This window comes from Streptomyces sp. NPDC020884 (assembly GCF_044333935.1).
Lineage (GTDB): Bacteria > Actinomycetota > Actinomycetes > Streptomycetales > Streptomycetaceae > Streptomyces.
Genome location: NZ_JBIRRY010000008.1, coordinates 203,315 through 218,675 on the forward strand (window position 1 = coordinate 203,315; position 15,361 = coordinate 218,675).

Genomic DNA, 15,361 nt, shown 5'->3' on the forward strand with positions numbered 1-15,361 from the left:
CCAGGACCGGTCGCGGGTGGGGCCACACGCGGGAACGTCCGTCCGCAGGGCGCGGTGACGCCCGGGGCACCGAAGCGACAGCGTCGTGACGTTGCGTACACATGGTGACACACAAAGCGACCGATCATGATCCAGAACCGAGCTGGACCCGCTCGCCCGCGCGGGCCTCCGGCAGCGCTCGTCACGGCCGTGGCGGACCGTCCCACCGGCTGCGGCCGACCCACGCCGCTCCCCGGGGCGGGCGGAGGCGATACTGGTCGTAGCAGTCGCCTCGCCGCCGAACCGGCCTCCGGCCGGGCGGGCCGGTGGGGCCCGCCCTTGTTCGATGCCTCCGAGGGGAGCCGTTCATGACCACGGCGAAAGACCTGTTCATCATCGCCATGGAACCGCTGCCGGAACGGACCGTGGGGCAGGGTGATCTGTCGCTCGCACTCGCGGGAGCCGAGCTGCTCGATCTCGTCGGTGCGGGTGCGGTCACCGTGGACGGCGATCTCATCGTGCCGGGCGGGTCCTCGGCGCCGGACGATCGGCTGCTGGCCGAGGCCGCCGGCCGGATCACCCGGCAACCGCCCCACGAGCGGATCGAGGACTGGCTGTGGCGCCGCGGCCGGGACCTCTCGGCCGCCTACCAGGACGCCCTGGAGGAGGCCGGCGAGCTGACGCAGAAGAGGGACGGCCGGTTGCCGTTCGGCCCCCGACGCGTGGAGCTGGTCGACACGCCCGCCCGCCGCCACGCCGCCGGCCGCCTGGAGGAGGGCGACCCCGTCCTGGCCGCCCTCGCGTCCGCCGCGGGCATCGACGGCGGACCGTCCGACGAGGACGAACCCCGCCCCGGCGACGAGACCGTCACCACCGTGATCGCCACCGTCCACGAAGCGGTCATGGAGCTGGAAGCCGTACGCCAGCGACGCACCATCGAGAACACCGCCTTCGCCAACGTCTGGCGCGGCCCGTGAGCCGGGCCGGGGTCGCACCGGCTTGACCTTGACACGGTGACAAGCTCTTCACTGCTGGTCGAGGAGGTGGTCTCGATGACGGTCACGGGACACGACACGGACACGGACACGGTACGAGCGCTCCGGGGGCTGGTGGACGGCCGGTCGCCGGTACGGCTGCGGGCCGCTCTGGCCGTCGGCACGCTGCCGGACGCACGGTTCGTCGACACGCTCGTCGAGCGGTGCGCCATCGAGCCCGACTTCTTCGTCCGCGACATGCTGACCTGGGCGCTCACCCGCCACCCGGTGTCCATCACGCTTCCCCGGCTGCTCCGGGAGGTCCGCTCGGAGCGTGCGGGGGCGCGGAGCCAGGCGCTGCACACGCTGTCCAAGATCGGGGACCCGCGGGCGTGGCCGGCGATCACCCGGACGCTCCTGTCCGACGCCGACGACGAGGTGGCGCGGAGCGCCTGGCGGGCCGCGGTCGTGCTCGTGCCGGAAGGGCAGGAGGCCGCGTTGGGCGCGCTGCTGGCGACACAGCTCGGGCGCGGTGGGCGGGAGACGCAGCTGAGCCTCAGCCGGGCGCTGGTCGCGCTGGGGGACGCGATGACGACGGCCCTGGCCGCCGCGTCGGGGGCCCTCGACCCTCGGGTACGGGCGCACGCGCTGGCCACGGAACGGCTGCTGCGCGACCCGGACGCCGGATTCGCGTTCGCGCTGGAGGAGGCCAAGCGCGTCGTTGCGCTCGGCGCCGGTGCGGACGGCACTGGTGCGGACGGCGCCGGTGCGGGCGACTCCGGCGGCACCGGCGGCACGGGTGGCTCCGGCGGCTCCGGTGGGGAAGGGCCGTAGAGCGTGTTGATCGGTGAGGTCGCGCGGCGGTCCGGGGTCAGTGCCCGCATGCTCCGGCACTACGAGTCGCTCGGTCTGGTGCGGCCCTCGGGCCGCACCGGGTCCGGCTATCGGGAGTACTCCGGGGCGGACATCCAGCGGATCTTCCACATCGAGAGCCTGCGGGCGATGGGGCTCTCGCTGCGGGAGATCGGGCGCGCGCTCGACGAGCCCGGCTTCGCGCCCTCGGCGCTCGTCGACGACCTCATCCGGCGGACGCGCGAACGCATCGCGGCGGAGAGCGAGTTGCTCACGCGGCTGCACCATATCCACGCCGCCGGCCCGGCCGGCTGGGAGGACGTCCTCCACGTCGTGACGCTGCTGCGCGCCCTGGGGTCCCCGAGCGCCGACGCGCGCCAGCGCGCCGCCCTCGCCTCGATCGACGAGGTTCCGGTGGAGGCCCTGGTCGAGGCGGCGCTCGGCGAGAGCGACCCGAACGTGGCCGGGGCCCTTCGATGGGCGCTGGCGCGAACGGACGGCGGCGGCCCGGCGCTGCTGGCGGAGGGGCTCGGCTCCCCGACGGCCGCGGTGCGGGAGCGTGCCGTACGGTCCCTCGCCGAGATGCCCGGCGATGAGACCACCGCGCTGCTGCGGGGCGCCCTCACGAACCCCGATGCCGTGGTCCGCGACTACGCCGCTCTGGCACTCGGGACCCGGGGTGAGGCGGTCGCGGTCCCGGCGCTCGTCGACATGGTCGTGGCGGGCAGGAACGACACCGACGCGGCCGACGCGCTGAGCGTGCTGGCCGACGACGACGCGGCGGCGGACCGGATCGCGGCGCTGCTCGTGGACCGCCTCGCCGACGACACCGCCCGCGCGCCGGTACGCGGCCGGCTGGCCCAGGCCCTGGCGGGCGTCCCGGGGGCGGGCGCCTCACGTGCCCTCGGGGAGCTGCTGCACGACGCGGACCGCGCCGTCGCGCTGACCGCCGGGTACGTTCTTCGGCTGCGCGACGCGCGGTGACGGACCCGGCCCGGACGCGGGGCCGGCCGGCCGGTCCAGGAGCAGCGGGATCGCCAGGGCGGGCAGCAGCCAGACGAACACGATGAGGCGCTGGCCGAGCAGCTGGTCGAGGTTCGGGTGGCCCGCCTGGTTGAGGAGGCCCGCCGCCCCCGCCGCCAGCGCGACGGGCAGCACCACGGAGCGCCGCCTCAGCAGCGCCCAGGCCGAGAGCGCGAGCAGCACGGGAAGGACCGGGTAGGTGGCCTGGCGCCGGAGCCACGCCGACCAGAAGACCCGCTCCTGGACGAAGAACGCGGGCCAGGGGTCGGGCAGATCGGGGCGCTGGTAGTGGTGGGTCAGCAGGTCCTGGGCGCTGTCCTGGCCCATGGGCCAGGACAGGAGATGGGCCCCGGCGTAGATGAGCGCCGCCGGCACCGCGCACAGCCCGGCCGCCCGCAGTACGGGGGTGGGCGGCCGGCGCTTCAGGCGGAGCCACCCGGACCAGGCCAGGAGGACACCGGCGAGAGCGGCTGCCAGCAGCAGTGCCTGGGAGTAGCGGACGAGGAACATCAAAGCGAGACCGCCCGTGACGAGCGCCGCGCCGGTACGGGGCCGGTCCCGCAGGAGCAGGGTGCAGCCGAGGACTACGGCCGTGCCGAGCGCCAGGGAGAGCCCGTCACTCAGGGGGTTCATGGCGACGGTGCCGGTGGGCAGGGCGAGGTACAGGGCCTGCCCGGCCAGACCCGCGCGCCGGGAAGCACCCGCGGCCCGGAGGGTGAGCAGGACGCAGACGCTTCCGGCCAGCGCGACGACGAGCCCGGCGAGCCACAGGCCCCAGGTGGCACCGAGGGCGGTCACGAAGGGGACCAGGAACAGCGGATAGCCGGGCCTGGCCTCGAAGATGGCCATGAACCGCTGGTTGGCGAACGGCGCGGTCATCCCCGACGTGTTGCCATGACGGGACCAGTACGCGACCGAGTCGTTCAGCCGGCGCACGCACTGCTCCTCCGATTCCCCCGCGGCCTTCCTGCTGGTCCAGGGGATGGAGGTCAGGGGCGCGTGCTGCCCGCTGGTACAGGAGTAGCCGATGGCCCGGCGGCCCGCCTCCTGACGGCTCTCACCGCCGAGGCTCAGGGCGTAGGAGAGGTAGTTCTTCGTATCGGGCGAGGCCCGCCCGGTGACCGCAGTCAGTTGGAGCCCGGCGAAGGCCACTGCGATGAGCAGCATCCCGACGAGGCCCAGGCGCCGGCTCCCGCGGGTGTCCGGCAACGGCCCGCGGATGCTCGGCAACGGCCCGCGGATGTTCTGCATCGGCCTGCGGATGTTCTGCATCGGACGGACGCTCCCCTGCATACGACGGTTGTCCCATCAACGAGACAACCGGCGTGGGGTGGCGCTGCGGGCGAGGGGTGCCGACCGCCGGGCCCGGTGCGCTACCGGCCCCGCGGCTTTCCGCGCTTGCCGCTCTGGCCGCCGGCCCGGCCGCCCGGGGCGGGCTTCCGGCCCGCCGCGGGCTTGTGCCGGGCACCGCCTCCCGCGCCTCCCGCGCCGGCCCGCTTGCCCTTGTCCTTCTCCTTGGCCTTGTCCTTGGCCTTCGCCGTCGGGCGCGGCGGGGTGGCCGCGCGGCCCCGGGTGCTGTTGACGGTGCGCCCCCGGACGATCCCGATGAACTCCTCCACCAGGTCGGGGGTGACCTCCGCCTCGGGCCAGGACAGGGCGATGCGCGACTCGGGGGCCCCGGGGACCGGCCGGTAGGTGAGGTCCTTGCGGTGGTGGAGGCGGGCCAGGGACTGCGGGACGAGGAGGACGCCCACGCCCGCCGCCACCAGCTCGATCGCGTCCGCCGTGGTCGCCGGGCGCTCGATGGCGGGGCGGCCGGGCAGGGTCTCCCAGTCGAGGAGGTCGTCCAGCGGGTGCAGGACGATCTCGTCGGCCAGCTCCGCGAGCGACACCTCCTCCGCGGCGGTCGCGACATGGTCCTTGGGGATCACGACGACGGTCGTCTCGGTGTAGAGGGGGATCGCGCTGAGGGCGCTCCGGTCGACCGGGAGCCGTACGAGACCGGCGTCGGCGCCGCCGCCCGCCAGCAGCTCCGGGGCCTCGGCGGCGGTGGCCTGGACGAGTTCCAGCGGGGTGCGGGGCAGCCGCTCGCGCCAGACCCGCACCCACTTGGTGGGCGTCACGCCGGGAACGTACGCGAGCCTGAAGGATGAGGGGAGGTCCGAGCCTGTCACGGAACAAGGCTACCGGTCGGTGGTCGGAGGTATGTCCCATGGTCGATACCCTGGACCCATGACGTCGCACAAGACCGCCCAGACCATGAAGCCCGCCACGGCGGCGAAGAAGCTGGGTGTGTACCTCCAGGCCACCCCCGCCGAGTTCCAGGAGGGTGCCGTCTCCCGCACCGAGCTCAACGCCCTCCAGACCGACCCGCCCGCCTGGCTGGTGGAGCTGCGCCGCACCGGCCCGCACCCCCGCCCGGTCGTCGCCACGAAGCTCGGCATCTCCATCGCGGGGCTCGCCCGCGGCGGGGTCACCGAGGCGCTCACCACCGAGCAGATCGACGCGCTGAAGGACGAGATGCCCGAGTGGCTCGAGAAGGAGCGCGGCACGCAGGCCGAGGTGCGCAAGGAGACCGCCCGCATCAAGGAGCGCAACGCGGAGCGGGCCGCGCAGTCCGGCGAACCGCGAGCCTGATCCCCGCTGCGGGGAGCCGGGAGCCGGCCGCGTACGGCATGCCCGGAACCCCGCCCGGATCCCCGTAGCGACGATCCGCATCCCGTAGCGACGATCCGCTCGCTCGATCCGCCGCGCGCCGGAGCGATCCGTCAGGGCCGGCGGCCGCGGCCCCGCGGGAACTCGCCCAGGCTGACCGCACGGTGAATCGTGGCGGCCAGTTCCCGGGCGTCCTCGGTGAACGTGTCCACCCGGATCTTCTCCGCGCTGCTCAGTTCGATGGCGAAGCCGAAGCCCATCCCCCGGGCCTCGGCCATCGGGCGTCCGTCCTCGGCCGAAGCGGCCCCGACCCGCACGATGTCCGTCCAGGGAATCAGGGTGGCGGTGCCCGCGATCCGATGGGTCAGCCCCCGCTCGTGGACGTCGAAGCACTGTTCCCGCGTGCGGAGGGCCTGCGTCAGGCGCCACCCCCCGAGGCCCAGTCCCACCAGCCCCACCCCGAGCAGCAGTCCCGCCAGTTCGGGCGCGCCCTCGGTGGTGTTGATGGAGGCGATGGTCACGGGCACCCCCAAGGCGGTGCCGACGGCCCCCACCACCAGCAGGATCCCGGCCAGGCGCAGACGTCTGGCGCCGTCGGTGCGGTGCTCGCGGACGAATCCGCCCAGTTCTCGTGCGGCATCGGTGCGACGCATGGTGTTCCCCCCGGTCGTGAACACCTCAAATTCTGCCCGACTGCGGGGGCGGGCGCCAGGAAACGACCGGACCGTGCGCCGGCCCGGTGGACCACCGCGGACATGCCACGGGCCCGTGGCGGGCCGCCCCGCCGACGCGTACGTCGGTGGAACGGCCCGCCACGGGCCCGTCGGGTTGCCGGTTCGGTCAGAGAGCGCCGGACTCGGCGATGGTGACCTTGGCGCGGGTCTTGCCGCTGGAGGAGCCGAGCGCCTCGATCTTGCGGACCAGGGCCAGGCTGTCGTCGTCGGCGACCTCGCCGAAGACGACGTGCTTGCCGTCCAGCCACGGGGTGAGCACCGTGGTGACGAAGAACTGCGAACCGTTGGTGTTCGGTCCGGCGTTGGCCATCGAGAGCAGGCCCACGCGGTCGTGCTTGAGCTTGAAGTTCTCGTCGGCGAACTTCTCGCCGTAGATGCTCTTGCCGCCGGTGCCGTCGCCGCGGGTGAAGTCGCCGCCCTGGAGCATGAAGTCCGTGATGACGCGGTGGAAGGACGAGCCGGCGTAGCCGAAGCCCTTCTCGCCGGTGGCGAGCGCGCGGAAGTTCTCCGCCGTCTTGGGGACGACGTCGTCGAACAGGTTGAACGTGATCCGCCCTGCGGGCGCATCGTCGATGGTGATGTCGAAGTAGACCTTGGTTGTCATGGTGACATCCTCACATTCCTGGCAACCACAGGTGAAACCCGGGTTGGGTCGGCACGTCGGATGTCCTGTTCCGCTCACCTCCCGGCGGTCTCCCCGTGAGCCGCGTAGACGGCGTTCACCAGGGCGGTCTTGCGCGGGTCGTCGGCGAGCCGGGAGCCCATCCGGTTCATGACGTATCCGAGGGCGACTCCGGCATCCGGGTCGGCCAGGCCGCAGGAGCCGCCCGCGCCGTCGTGTCCCAGCGCGCGCGGGTCGGGGCCGTAGGAGCGGTTCGCACCGCTCAGCCAGAGGCCGAGGCCGATCTCCGTCTCGTGGGCGAAGCCGTCGCCGAGGACGAGGTCGCGGCAGGCTCCCTGCCCCTCGCCGACGCGGGCCGCGGCCTTCTCGGAGAGGATCCGGCGGCCGTCGAGGCTGCCGCGTCCGGCCAGGATGCCGTAGAGCGCGGCGACCGCGCGGGCGGTGCCGTGGCCGTTGGCGGCGGGGATCTCCGCGGCCCGCCAGGCGGGGGTGTTGGCGGCCGCCCGGCCGGTGGGCGGGTTGAGCAGGGAGGCGACGGCCACCGGTGTCATCCGGTCCAGGAGGGCGGCCTGGGCGGCCCGGTCGGGGCGGGCCTGGACGAGTTCGGCGAGCCGGTGGGTCTCGCTCTCGGGAAGCCCGAAGGTGAAGTCGATGCCCAGCGGCCCGGTGATCTCCTGCCGGAGGAACGCCCCGGGCAGCAGCCCGGTGATCCGGCGGACCACTTCGCCGACGAGGAATCCGTAGCTGATCGCGTGGTAGCCGGAGCGGGTTCCCGGCTCCCACCAGGGTGCGGTGGCGGCGAGCCGGGCGCAGGCGCTCTCCCAGTCGTACAGCTCCTCCAGGGTGAGCGGGGTGTCGGGCCCGGCCACTCCGGAGCGGTGCGAGAGGAGGTGGCGTACGAGGACGGATTCCTTGCCGTTCGCCGCGAACTCCGGCCAGTAGGCGGCGACCGGGGCGTCGAGGTCCAGCAGTCCCCGGTCGGCCAGGACATGGGCGCAGAGCGCGGTCGGGCCCTTGCCCGTGGACCAGACGTTGACCAGGGTGTCGCGCTCCCAGGGGCGGGTGCGTGCCGCGTCGGCCCAGCCGCCCCAGAGGTCCACCACCGGCCGGCCGTCGAGCAGGACGGTCACCGCCGCGCCCAGTTCGTCGCGGTCCGTGAAGTTCTCCGCGAACGCGTCCCGGACCCCGGTGAACCGGTCGTCGCAGTGGCCGTGGATCTGCGGCACGGGGCCTCCCTCGTCGCGGTCGCGCTTCCGGCGCGGGACCGGACGACCCGTAACGTACCGACTGGTCGGACCGGAGGGAAGACGCGGTGGTTCCGGACCGCGGAGGCGGCCGGGGAACGGCCCCCGCGCGGGTCAGCGGATGCCCGCCTCCAGGCTGAGGCTCCAGCGGCCCGGGAGACCGGTGAGGGTGATGGTGGACAGCGGGCGGACGTCGACGTTCCAGTACGCGGAGGGCGGGGCGTTCAGGGCGTAGACGAGGGCGGCCCGGACCACGGCGGGTTCGGCGACCGCGACGACGAGGCCGTCGTCGGCCGGGCGGGTGTCCAGCCAGCCGCCCACCCGGCCGATGAAGCCGAGCATCGACTCGCCGCCGTGCGGGGCGCTGCGCGGGTCGGCGAGCCAGAGGTCCACGGCGGCCGGTTCCCGGGCGGTGACCTCCCCCAGGGTCAGCCCTCTCCAGCGGCCCATCTCCCAGTCCCGCAGGGCCGGTTGCGCCATCGGCGCGAAGCCGAGGGCGTCCCCGGTGGCGCGGCTGCGCGGGGTGGGCGAGCAGTAGCGCAGCTCGGCGGCGCCGAGCGGGACGAGCGTGTGGGCGACGAGCTGCACCTCGTGCCAGCCGGCCTGATCGAGCGGCCGGTCGTCGTCGAAGCGTTCGGCCAGCCGGGAGGAGCTGCGCGCCGCTGCGACCAGGGAGACCCGAAGCGTCATGGCGGGATCGTGGGGCCGAACGCCTGTTTGGTCAAGAGGGCCTACGCCGTCGCGTCCGGGCGGACCGCTACTCCGGAAGATCGACAAGGCCGTCGAAGGCGGTACGGAGGCGGCGGACGCCCTCCGCGATCTCGGCCGCTCCGGAGACCGCGGCGAAGCTCAGCCGGATGTGTCCGGCCGGGGGTTCGGCGCAGAAGTAGGGGCGCCCGGGGGCGATGGCGACCGAGGCGCGCAGGGCGGCCGAGACGACGGCCGGCTCGTCGGCGCCCGTTCCCGCGCCGCCGCCCGGGAGCCGGAGCCAGAGGCTGCCGCCGCCCGCCGGAAGGTGCGGCAGCGTGAGCGTCGGCAGCTCGCCGCCGAGGGCGGCCGCCAGGACCGTACGGCGGTGGCGCAGCTCGGTGGCGACGGCGGCCAGGTGGCGGCCCCAGGACGGGGAGCCGACGAGTTCCAGCGCGGCTTCCTGGAGCGGCCGGGGCACGAAGAAGCTGTCGACGACCTGGATGGCCCGTAGGCGCTCCAGCACCGGCCCGCGGGCGGCCAGCGCACCGACCCGCAGGCTCGGCGAGGTGACTTTGGTGAGCGAGCAGACGTGTACGACGACGCCGTCGGGATCGTCGGCCGCCAGCGGCGCGGGGAGCGGTCCCGCGTCGTCGTGGACGAGCCGGCGGGCGAAGTCGTCCTCGATCACGAACGCCCCGGCCGTACGGGCGATGGCCAGGATCTCGGGGCGGCGGGCGGGTGCGAGGGTGGCCCCGGTGGGGTTCTGGAAGAGCGGCTGGGTGACGAAGACCCGGGCGCCGGTGGCCCGGAACGCGTCGGCGAGCAGCTCGGGCCGGACCCCGTCGGCGTCCATCGGCACGGGGACGGGACGCAGTCCGGTGGCGCGGGCGGCGGCGAGCATCCCGGGATAGGTGGGCGATTCCACCAGGACGGGGGCGCCGGGCGGGGCGAGCGCGCGCAGGGCGGTGGCCAGCGCGCTCTGGCCGCCCGCGGTGATCAGGACGTCGGCGGCGGAGACGGCGGGGCCGATCTCCCGGGCGAACCAGGACCGCAGTTCGGGCAGTCCGTCCGTCGGGGGGCGGCCCCAGGCGCCCGGCCGGCGGCCCGCGCGGGCCAGGGCCGCGGCGAGCGCGCGCTCGGGCTGGAGCGAGGCGTGGAGATAGCCGCCGTTGAACTCGATGACGCCGGGTGGCGGTGCGGCGAGGGTGACCAGGACCCCGGAGGCGTCGACGGTGCGCGGCACCACCTCGGGGCCGCCGTCGCCGCTCAGCGACACCTCCTGCCAGGACGTGTCGCCGGGGGCGGGCAGTCCGGCGCGGGGTTCCGCCCGGAAGGCGCCGGAGCCGGGCCGGGTGACGACGAGCCCCTCGGCGGCGAGCTGGGCGATGGCGCGGGAGACCGTGACGGGGCTGACCCGGAACCGTTCGACGAGTGCACGGCTGGACGGCAGCTTTCCACCGGGTGAGTAGCGGTTGAGTTCGGCCCGCAGGGAAGTGACCAGTTCGGCGACGCTGCTACGCTCTTGCATGAGAGCACAGGATAGCGCTACCCCGCCTTCACCGATAGCGGTCGCCGGTTCGGCCACCACCCCGGGGACCGCTCCGGCGGCCACCCGGACAGCAGCCGGGAACGGGTCGGCGCACGGTGCCGCTCCGGGGCCGTCGGCCGACCGGAGCGGCACCGTGCTCGCCGGGCTCGGCGTCGTGGCGTTCTCGCTCACCTTCCCGGCCACGGCCTGGGGTCTGGAGAGCTTCGGCCCCTGGTCCCTGGTCGCCCTGCGCAGCGTGCTCGCCGCCCTGATCGCGGGCAGTGTGCTGCTGGCCGCGCGCGTGCCGCTGCCCGCGCGCCGGCACTGGGCCGGGCTCGCGGTCGTCGGGGGCGGGGTGGTGGTGGGCTTCCCGCTGCTGACGACGCTGGCCCTGCAGACCTCCACCACCTCGCACGCGGCCGTGGTCGTCGGCCTGCTGCCGCTGACGACGGCCGTGCTGGGGTCCCTGCGCACCGGCGAGCGGCCCTCGCGCACGTTCTGGATCGCGGCCCTCGCCGGGGCGGCCGTGGTGATCGCCTTCACCGTGCAGCAGAGCGGCGGGGCCCTCACCTCCGGCGACCTGTATCTGTTCGGCGCGCTGCTGGTGTGCGCGGCCGGGTACACCGAGGGCGGCCGGCTGGCCCGGGTGATGCCGGGGTGGCAGGTGATCGGCTGGGCCCTGGTCCTGTGTCTGCCGCTCGCGGTGGCGGGCAGCCTGGTGGCCCTGCCGCTCGAACCCGTACACCTGAACGCCCACGGCGTCCTCGGCCTGGTCTGGGTCGCCGCCGGATCGACCTTCCTCGGGCTGTACGTCTGGTACCGGGGCATGGCGGCGATCGGCGTCGCCCGCGCCAGTCAGCTCCAGCTCGCCCAGCCGTTGCTGACGCTCGTGTGGTCCTTCCTCCTGCTCGGCGAGGAGGTGTCGGCCGCGGCTCCGGTCGCGGCGGTGGCCGTGCTCGTCTGCATCGCCGCCACCCAGCGGGCCGGCCGCCGCCCAGCAGGGGAATCCCGGACCGTACGGTCATAGACTTGTCGACACGGACACCGTCTCCCCCTGTGAGGAGGTCGCTCCCGATGGAGGCACACACGGGCGACCGGCTGCTGATGCACGGCAGGACCGTAGGACAGCACGACCGGGTCGCCGAGATCATCGAAGTGCTCGGCGACGGGGGCGCTCCCCCCTACCGGCTCCGCTTCGACGACGGCCACGAGCACCTGATGTCACCGGGCCCCGACAGCGTCGTCCAGCACATGGAGGCGACGAAGGACGGGCCGCCGCGGTAGGAGCGCCGGGCCGGGACCGCCCGCCCGGGTCCCGGCCCCGCGCCCTCACCCCGAACACCGAACACCGGCCCCGACGACCGGCCCCGGCTCACCCCGAAGGGCGGCCGCGGTGCGGGTGGGCGCGGCCCCGGTCCGGATAGAGCCGGACCCGGTCCGTGTAGTGGTCGGCCACCACGCGTCGCATCGCGCCGATCCGGTCGGCCATCACGCTCTTCCCGGAGAAGAAGACATGGCCGCCCACCTCCTCGTGGTCCCGGGCGAGGGCGAGATGGCGGGAGAGCTCCGCCGGGTCCTGCCAGGCCTCCGGCTGGGCGGGGTCGCCCGCCTTGTACAGCGCCTCGCCCGCGTACAGCTCGACGCCCGTGCCCCGGACCGTCTCGCTCCACCAGGCGAGCACCGTGGCGTAGTCCGCGGCCGCGAGGCCGATGTGCCAGTAGATCTGCGGGCAGATGTAGTCGATCCACCCCTCCTTGATCCACTTACGGGTGTCGGCGTACAGGTCGTCGTAGGTCTGCACCCCCGCCCGGGTGTCCGAACCCAGCGGGTCGGTCTCCGCGTTGCGCCAGACCCCGAAGGGGCTGATGCCGAAGCGGACGTGCGGCTTGATCTGCCGGATCCGCTCCGCCGTCTCGCGCACGAGCCGGTCGGTGTTGTCGCGCCGCCAGGCCGCCCGGTCGGCGAAGCCGCCGCCGTACCGCTCGAACGCCGCGTCGTCGTCGAAGGCCTGCCCGGCCACCGGATAGGGGTAGAAGTAGTCGTCCCAGTGCACCGCGTCGATGTCGTAGCGGCGGACCGCGTCCAGCATCGCGTCCTGGACGAAGCTGCGGACCTCCGGCAGCCCGGGGTTGTAGTAGAGCTTCCCGCCGTACGGCACGAGCCATCCGGGATGGAGCCGGGCCGGGTGGGAGGCGATGAGACGGGTGGGGTCGGCGTGGTTCGCCACCCGGTAGGGGTTGAACCAGGCGTGCAGCTCCAGGCTCCGGTCGTGCGCCGCGCGCACTGCCGTGCCGAGCGGGTCCCAGCCCGGGTCCTGCCCCTGGGTCCCGGTGAGACAGGCCGCCCACGGTTCGTACGGCGAGGGCCACAGGGCGTCGGCGGTCGGCCGGACCTGGAGCACCACCGCGTTGAGCCGCAGCTCGACGGCCCGGTCCAGATACGCGAACAGCTCGGCCTCCTGCCGCGCGGCCGCCAGACCGGGCTTGGAGGGCCAGTCCACGTTGTCGACCGTGGCGATCCACATGCCGCGCACCTTGCCCACCTCCGCCCCGGGCCGCCCGCCGCCGCCTCTTCCCCGCCCCGCGGGGGCGGCGACCGCGTCACCGGCCGTGGTCATCGCCGCCAGCAGTCCGGCCGCGCTCAGCACGAAGGCCCTCCTGCCCACACCCGTACGCCGCATCCTGGTCCACCTCTCTTCTCGGTCCTCGCACCCGGCTCCGACAACTGCGGGTAACCGCATCATGCCCATCCGTAGCCGTCATGACCCGCAGGTCGTCCGCGTCGGCGCGCGGAGTAACGTCGTGGGGTCGAGGCGGGCACCGGAACCACACGGGACCCTGCGATACGGAGAACAGCGAAAGGCACGAGGTGACGGACTCTATGGCCGACATTGCACGCGTCGGAGTGGTGGGCTGTGGCCAGATGGGCGCAGGTATCGCGGAGGTGTGCGCGCGCAGCGGCCTCGAAGTGAAGGTCGCCGAGACGACCGGCGAGGCGCTGGAGATCGGCCGCACCCGTCTGCACAACTCCCTCTCGAAGGCCGCCGAACGCGGCAAGATCAGCGCGGAGGAGCGGGACGAGACCCTCGGCCGGCTGAGCTTCACCACCGACCTCGGGGAGTTCGCCGACCGCGATCTCGTCATCGAGGCCGTCGTGGAGAACGAGCAGGTCAAGACCGAGATCTTCCAGGTGCTCGACCAGGTGGTGACCCGGCAGGACGCGATCCTGGCCTCCAACACCTCCTCGATCCCGCTGGTGAAGCTGGCCGTCGCCACCTCCCGCCCGGACCGGGTCATCGGCATCCACTTCTTCAACCCGGCCCCGGTCCAGAAGCTGGTCGAGCTGATCCCGGCGCTGACCACGTCGGACGAGACGATCGCGCGCGCCGAGGCCGTGGTGCAGGACGTGCTCGGCAAGCACCCGATCCGCGCCCAGGACCGGTCCGGCTTCGTCGTGAACGCGCTGCTGATCCCGTACCTCCTCTCCGCGATCCGGATGTTCGAGTCGGGCATCGCCAGCCGCGAGGACATCGACAACGGCATGGAGATGGGCTGCGCCCACCCGATGGGCCCGCTGAAGCTCGCGGACCTGATCGGCCTGGACACCGTGGCCTCGGTCGCGGACTCGATGTACGCCGAGTACAAGGAGCCGCTGTACGCCGCTCCCCCGCTGCTCCAGCGGATGGTCGACGCGGGCCGCCTCGGCCGCAAGACCGGCTCGGGCTTCTACCCGTACGCCTGACCGTCCGCCCGCGGGCCCGGCGCTCACGCCGCCGGGCGCGCCGGGCAGGTCCTGGGGCAGGGGTGTGCTGCACCGCCCACCGGCGTCCGGTCACCGGCTGTCCACCGGTACACCTCGCCGCTGGGAGCCTGACACCATGAACGACGCCACCGGGAACAGCCACTCCGCCCGCGACCCCTATCCCGCCTACGCGACCATGCGCTCGGAATGCCCCGTGCAGGCCGTGCCATCCGGGTCGAGCGGACGCCTCAGCTACCTGGTCACCGGATATGCGGAAGCCCGGCAGGCTCTCGGCGACGAGCGGCTCTCCAAGGACACCGCCGCCTTCTTCGCCGGCAAGGACTCGAAGCGCCGGCTGCACCCCGCCGTCGCGCACACCATGCTGGCCAGCGACCCGCCCCGGCACACCAGGCTCCGCAGACTGGTCACCGGGGCGTTCACGAGCGGCGCTGTCGCCGGGCTCCGTCCCTTCATCGCCCGGCTGACCGACGAACTGCTGGACCGTTGGACCGCCGACGGGGCGGTCGACCTCGTGGCCGACCTCGCCGTCCCCCTTCCGGTCATGGTGATCTGCGAACTGCTCGGCGTGCCGGAGAGCGACCGGCCGCAGGTTCAGCGCTGGTCCGCCGAACTGTTCGCCGCCGGAGAGCCGGGCCGCGCCGACGCCGCCTCGTACGCCGTCGCCGCCTACATGACCGACCTCATCGCGTCGAAGCGCCTGAGGCCGGGCGACTCGCTCCTGGACCGTCTCATCGCCGCGCGCGACGGCGGGGACCGTCTGCACGAGGAGGAGTTGGTCTCCTTGTCCGTGCTCCTGCTCATCGCCGGCCATGAGACGACCACCGACTTCCTCGGCAATGCCGCCCTGGCCCTGCTGCGGCACCCGGCCGAACTGGACCGCCTGCGCAGGAGCCCGGAGGCCGTCCCGCAGGCCCTGGACGAGCTGCTGCGCTTCGACGCGCCGGTCAGCACCTCCACGTTCCGGTTCGCCACGGAAGCCATCACCCTGGGCGGAACCGAGATCCCCGCGGGCGCCCCCGTGCTGGTCGCCCTCGGAGCCGCCAACCGCGACCCGGAGCGCTTCCGCGCCCCGGACCGGCTCGACCTGGACCGGGACGCGACCGGCCACCTCAGCTTCGGCCACGGCATCCACCGCTGTGTCGGCGCTCCCCTGGCAAAGGCCGAGGCCCACATCGCCCTGCGCGCGGTCCTGACCCGCTTTCCCGGAATTCGACTCGCCGTGTCCGCCGAGGAGTTGGTCTGGAGGCAGACCCGACTCGTTCGCGGACTGACGTCTCTTCCTGTCCTGCTCTGAGACC

16 protein-coding genes are annotated in these 15,361 nt (G+C 73.9%); 8 read left to right on the forward strand and 8 right to left on the reverse strand.

Features of this window, described 5'->3' with window-relative positions; all coding sequences use genetic code 11:
- Positions 1-347 precede the first annotated feature (347 nt).
- The 3 genes from ACH4UK_RS24510 to ACH4UK_RS24520 all read left to right on the forward strand — a co-directional run bounded on the left by ACH4UK_RS24510 (position 348) and on the right by ACH4UK_RS24520 (position 2,789).
- Entirely contained in the window at positions 348-956 is a 609-nt protein-coding gene (locus ACH4UK_RS24510) for a GPP34 family phosphoprotein (RefSeq protein ID WP_398359552.1), read from the forward strand.
- 75 nt (positions 957-1,031) lie between these two features.
- Positions 1,032-1,787 carry a HEAT repeat domain-containing protein gene (locus ACH4UK_RS24515; protein ID WP_398359935.1) on the forward strand — a complete coding sequence of 252 codons (756 nt, stop codon included), beginning with the start codon at positions 1,032-1,034 and terminating at the stop codon, positions 1,785-1,787.
- A gap of 3 nt (positions 1,788-1,790) precedes the next feature.
- Positions 1,791-2,789: a MerR family transcriptional regulator gene (locus tag ACH4UK_RS24520; RefSeq protein WP_398359554.1), complete on the forward strand. Its 999-nt coding sequence runs from the start codon at positions 1,791-1,793 to the stop codon at positions 2,787-2,789.
- Here the strand turns inward: ACH4UK_RS24520 and ACH4UK_RS24525 are convergent.
- Together ACH4UK_RS24525 and ACH4UK_RS24530 are read right to left on the reverse strand one after the other, a co-directional pair.
- Positions 2,700-3,995 (reverse strand): hypothetical protein, encoded by a 1,296-nt coding sequence (locus ACH4UK_RS24525; protein WP_398359937.1) that lies wholly within the window; start codon positions 3,993-3,995, stop codon positions 2,700-2,702. The two genes, ACH4UK_RS24520 and ACH4UK_RS24525, sit on opposite strands and share 90 nt — an antisense overlap.
- A 206-nt stretch (positions 3,996-4,201) precedes the next feature.
- Positions 4,202-5,002, reverse strand: coding sequence for a LysR family substrate-binding domain-containing protein (locus ACH4UK_RS24530; RefSeq protein WP_398359556.1), 801 nt, complete (start codon positions 5,000-5,002; stop codon positions 4,202-4,204).
- Between the two features lie 58 nt (positions 5,003-5,060).
- Between ACH4UK_RS24530 and ACH4UK_RS24535 the strand changes: the two genes are divergently transcribed.
- Positions 5,061-5,465: a DUF5997 family protein gene (locus ACH4UK_RS24535; RefSeq protein ID WP_398359557.1), complete on the forward strand. Its 405-nt coding sequence runs from the start codon at positions 5,061-5,063 to the stop codon at positions 5,463-5,465.
- 131 nt (positions 5,466-5,596) lie between these two features.
- Here the strand turns inward: ACH4UK_RS24535 and ACH4UK_RS24540 are convergent, their stop codons facing one another.
- From ACH4UK_RS24540 to ACH4UK_RS24560, 5 genes are all read right to left on the reverse strand, one after another.
- Positions 5,597-6,136 (reverse strand): hypothetical protein, encoded by a 540-nt coding sequence (locus tag ACH4UK_RS24540; RefSeq protein WP_398359559.1) that lies wholly within the window; start codon positions 6,134-6,136, stop codon positions 5,597-5,599.
- A gap of 187 nt (positions 6,137-6,323) precedes the next feature.
- Positions 6,324-6,821, reverse strand: a complete 498-nt coding sequence (locus tag ACH4UK_RS24545) for a peptidylprolyl isomerase (protein ID WP_398359561.1) — start codon at positions 6,819-6,821, stop codon at positions 6,324-6,326.
- A 74-nt stretch (positions 6,822-6,895) separates the two neighbouring features.
- Positions 6,896-8,065, reverse strand: coding sequence for a serine hydrolase domain-containing protein (locus ACH4UK_RS24550; RefSeq protein WP_398359563.1), 1,170 nt, complete (start codon positions 8,063-8,065; stop codon positions 6,896-6,898).
- A 132-nt stretch (positions 8,066-8,197) separates the two neighbouring features.
- The gene (locus ACH4UK_RS24555) at positions 8,198-8,773 is read right to left on the reverse strand and encodes a histidine phosphatase family protein (RefSeq protein ID WP_398359565.1); all 576 of its coding nucleotides are present in this window, start codon (positions 8,771-8,773) and stop codon (positions 8,198-8,200) included.
- Positions 8,774-8,840: 67 nt separating this feature from the next.
- Complete coding sequence (locus ACH4UK_RS24560) at positions 8,841-10,301, reverse strand: PLP-dependent aminotransferase family protein (protein WP_398359567.1); 1,461 nt, start codon at positions 10,299-10,301, stop codon at positions 8,841-8,843.
- Between ACH4UK_RS24560 and ACH4UK_RS24565 the strand changes: the two genes are divergently transcribed.
- Both ACH4UK_RS24565 and ACH4UK_RS24570 read left to right on the forward strand, forming a co-directional pair.
- Positions 10,300-11,328: a DMT family transporter gene (locus tag ACH4UK_RS24565; protein ID WP_398359569.1), complete on the forward strand. Its 1,029-nt coding sequence runs from the start codon at positions 10,300-10,302 to the stop codon at positions 11,326-11,328. The two genes, ACH4UK_RS24560 and ACH4UK_RS24565, sit on opposite strands and share 2 nt — an antisense overlap.
- A gap of 47 nt (positions 11,329-11,375) precedes the next feature.
- Positions 11,376-11,585, forward strand: coding sequence for a DUF1918 domain-containing protein (locus tag ACH4UK_RS24570; RefSeq protein WP_398359571.1), 210 nt, complete (start codon positions 11,376-11,378; stop codon positions 11,583-11,585).
- 88 nt (positions 11,586-11,673) lie between these two features.
- Here the strand turns inward: ACH4UK_RS24570 and ACH4UK_RS24575 are convergent, their stop codons facing one another.
- Positions 11,674-12,948: a glycoside hydrolase family 10 protein gene (locus tag ACH4UK_RS24575; RefSeq protein WP_398359938.1), complete on the reverse strand. Its 1,275-nt coding sequence runs from the start codon at positions 12,946-12,948 to the stop codon at positions 11,674-11,676.
- 233 nt (positions 12,949-13,181) lie between these two features.
- On the opposite strand from ACH4UK_RS24575, the gene ACH4UK_RS24580 reads away from it, so the two are divergent.
- Together ACH4UK_RS24580 and ACH4UK_RS24585 are read left to right on the forward strand one after the other, a co-directional pair.
- Complete coding sequence (locus ACH4UK_RS24580; RefSeq protein ID WP_032793898.1) at positions 13,182-14,042, forward strand: 3-hydroxybutyryl-CoA dehydrogenase; 861 nt, start codon at positions 13,182-13,184, stop codon at positions 14,040-14,042.
- A 136-nt stretch (positions 14,043-14,178) separates the two neighbouring features.
- The gene (locus tag ACH4UK_RS24585) at positions 14,179-15,357 is read left to right on the forward strand and encodes a cytochrome P450 (RefSeq protein WP_398359573.1); all 1,179 of its coding nucleotides are present in this window, start codon (positions 14,179-14,181) and stop codon (positions 15,355-15,357) included.
- Positions 15,358-15,361: the final 4 nt, after the last annotated feature.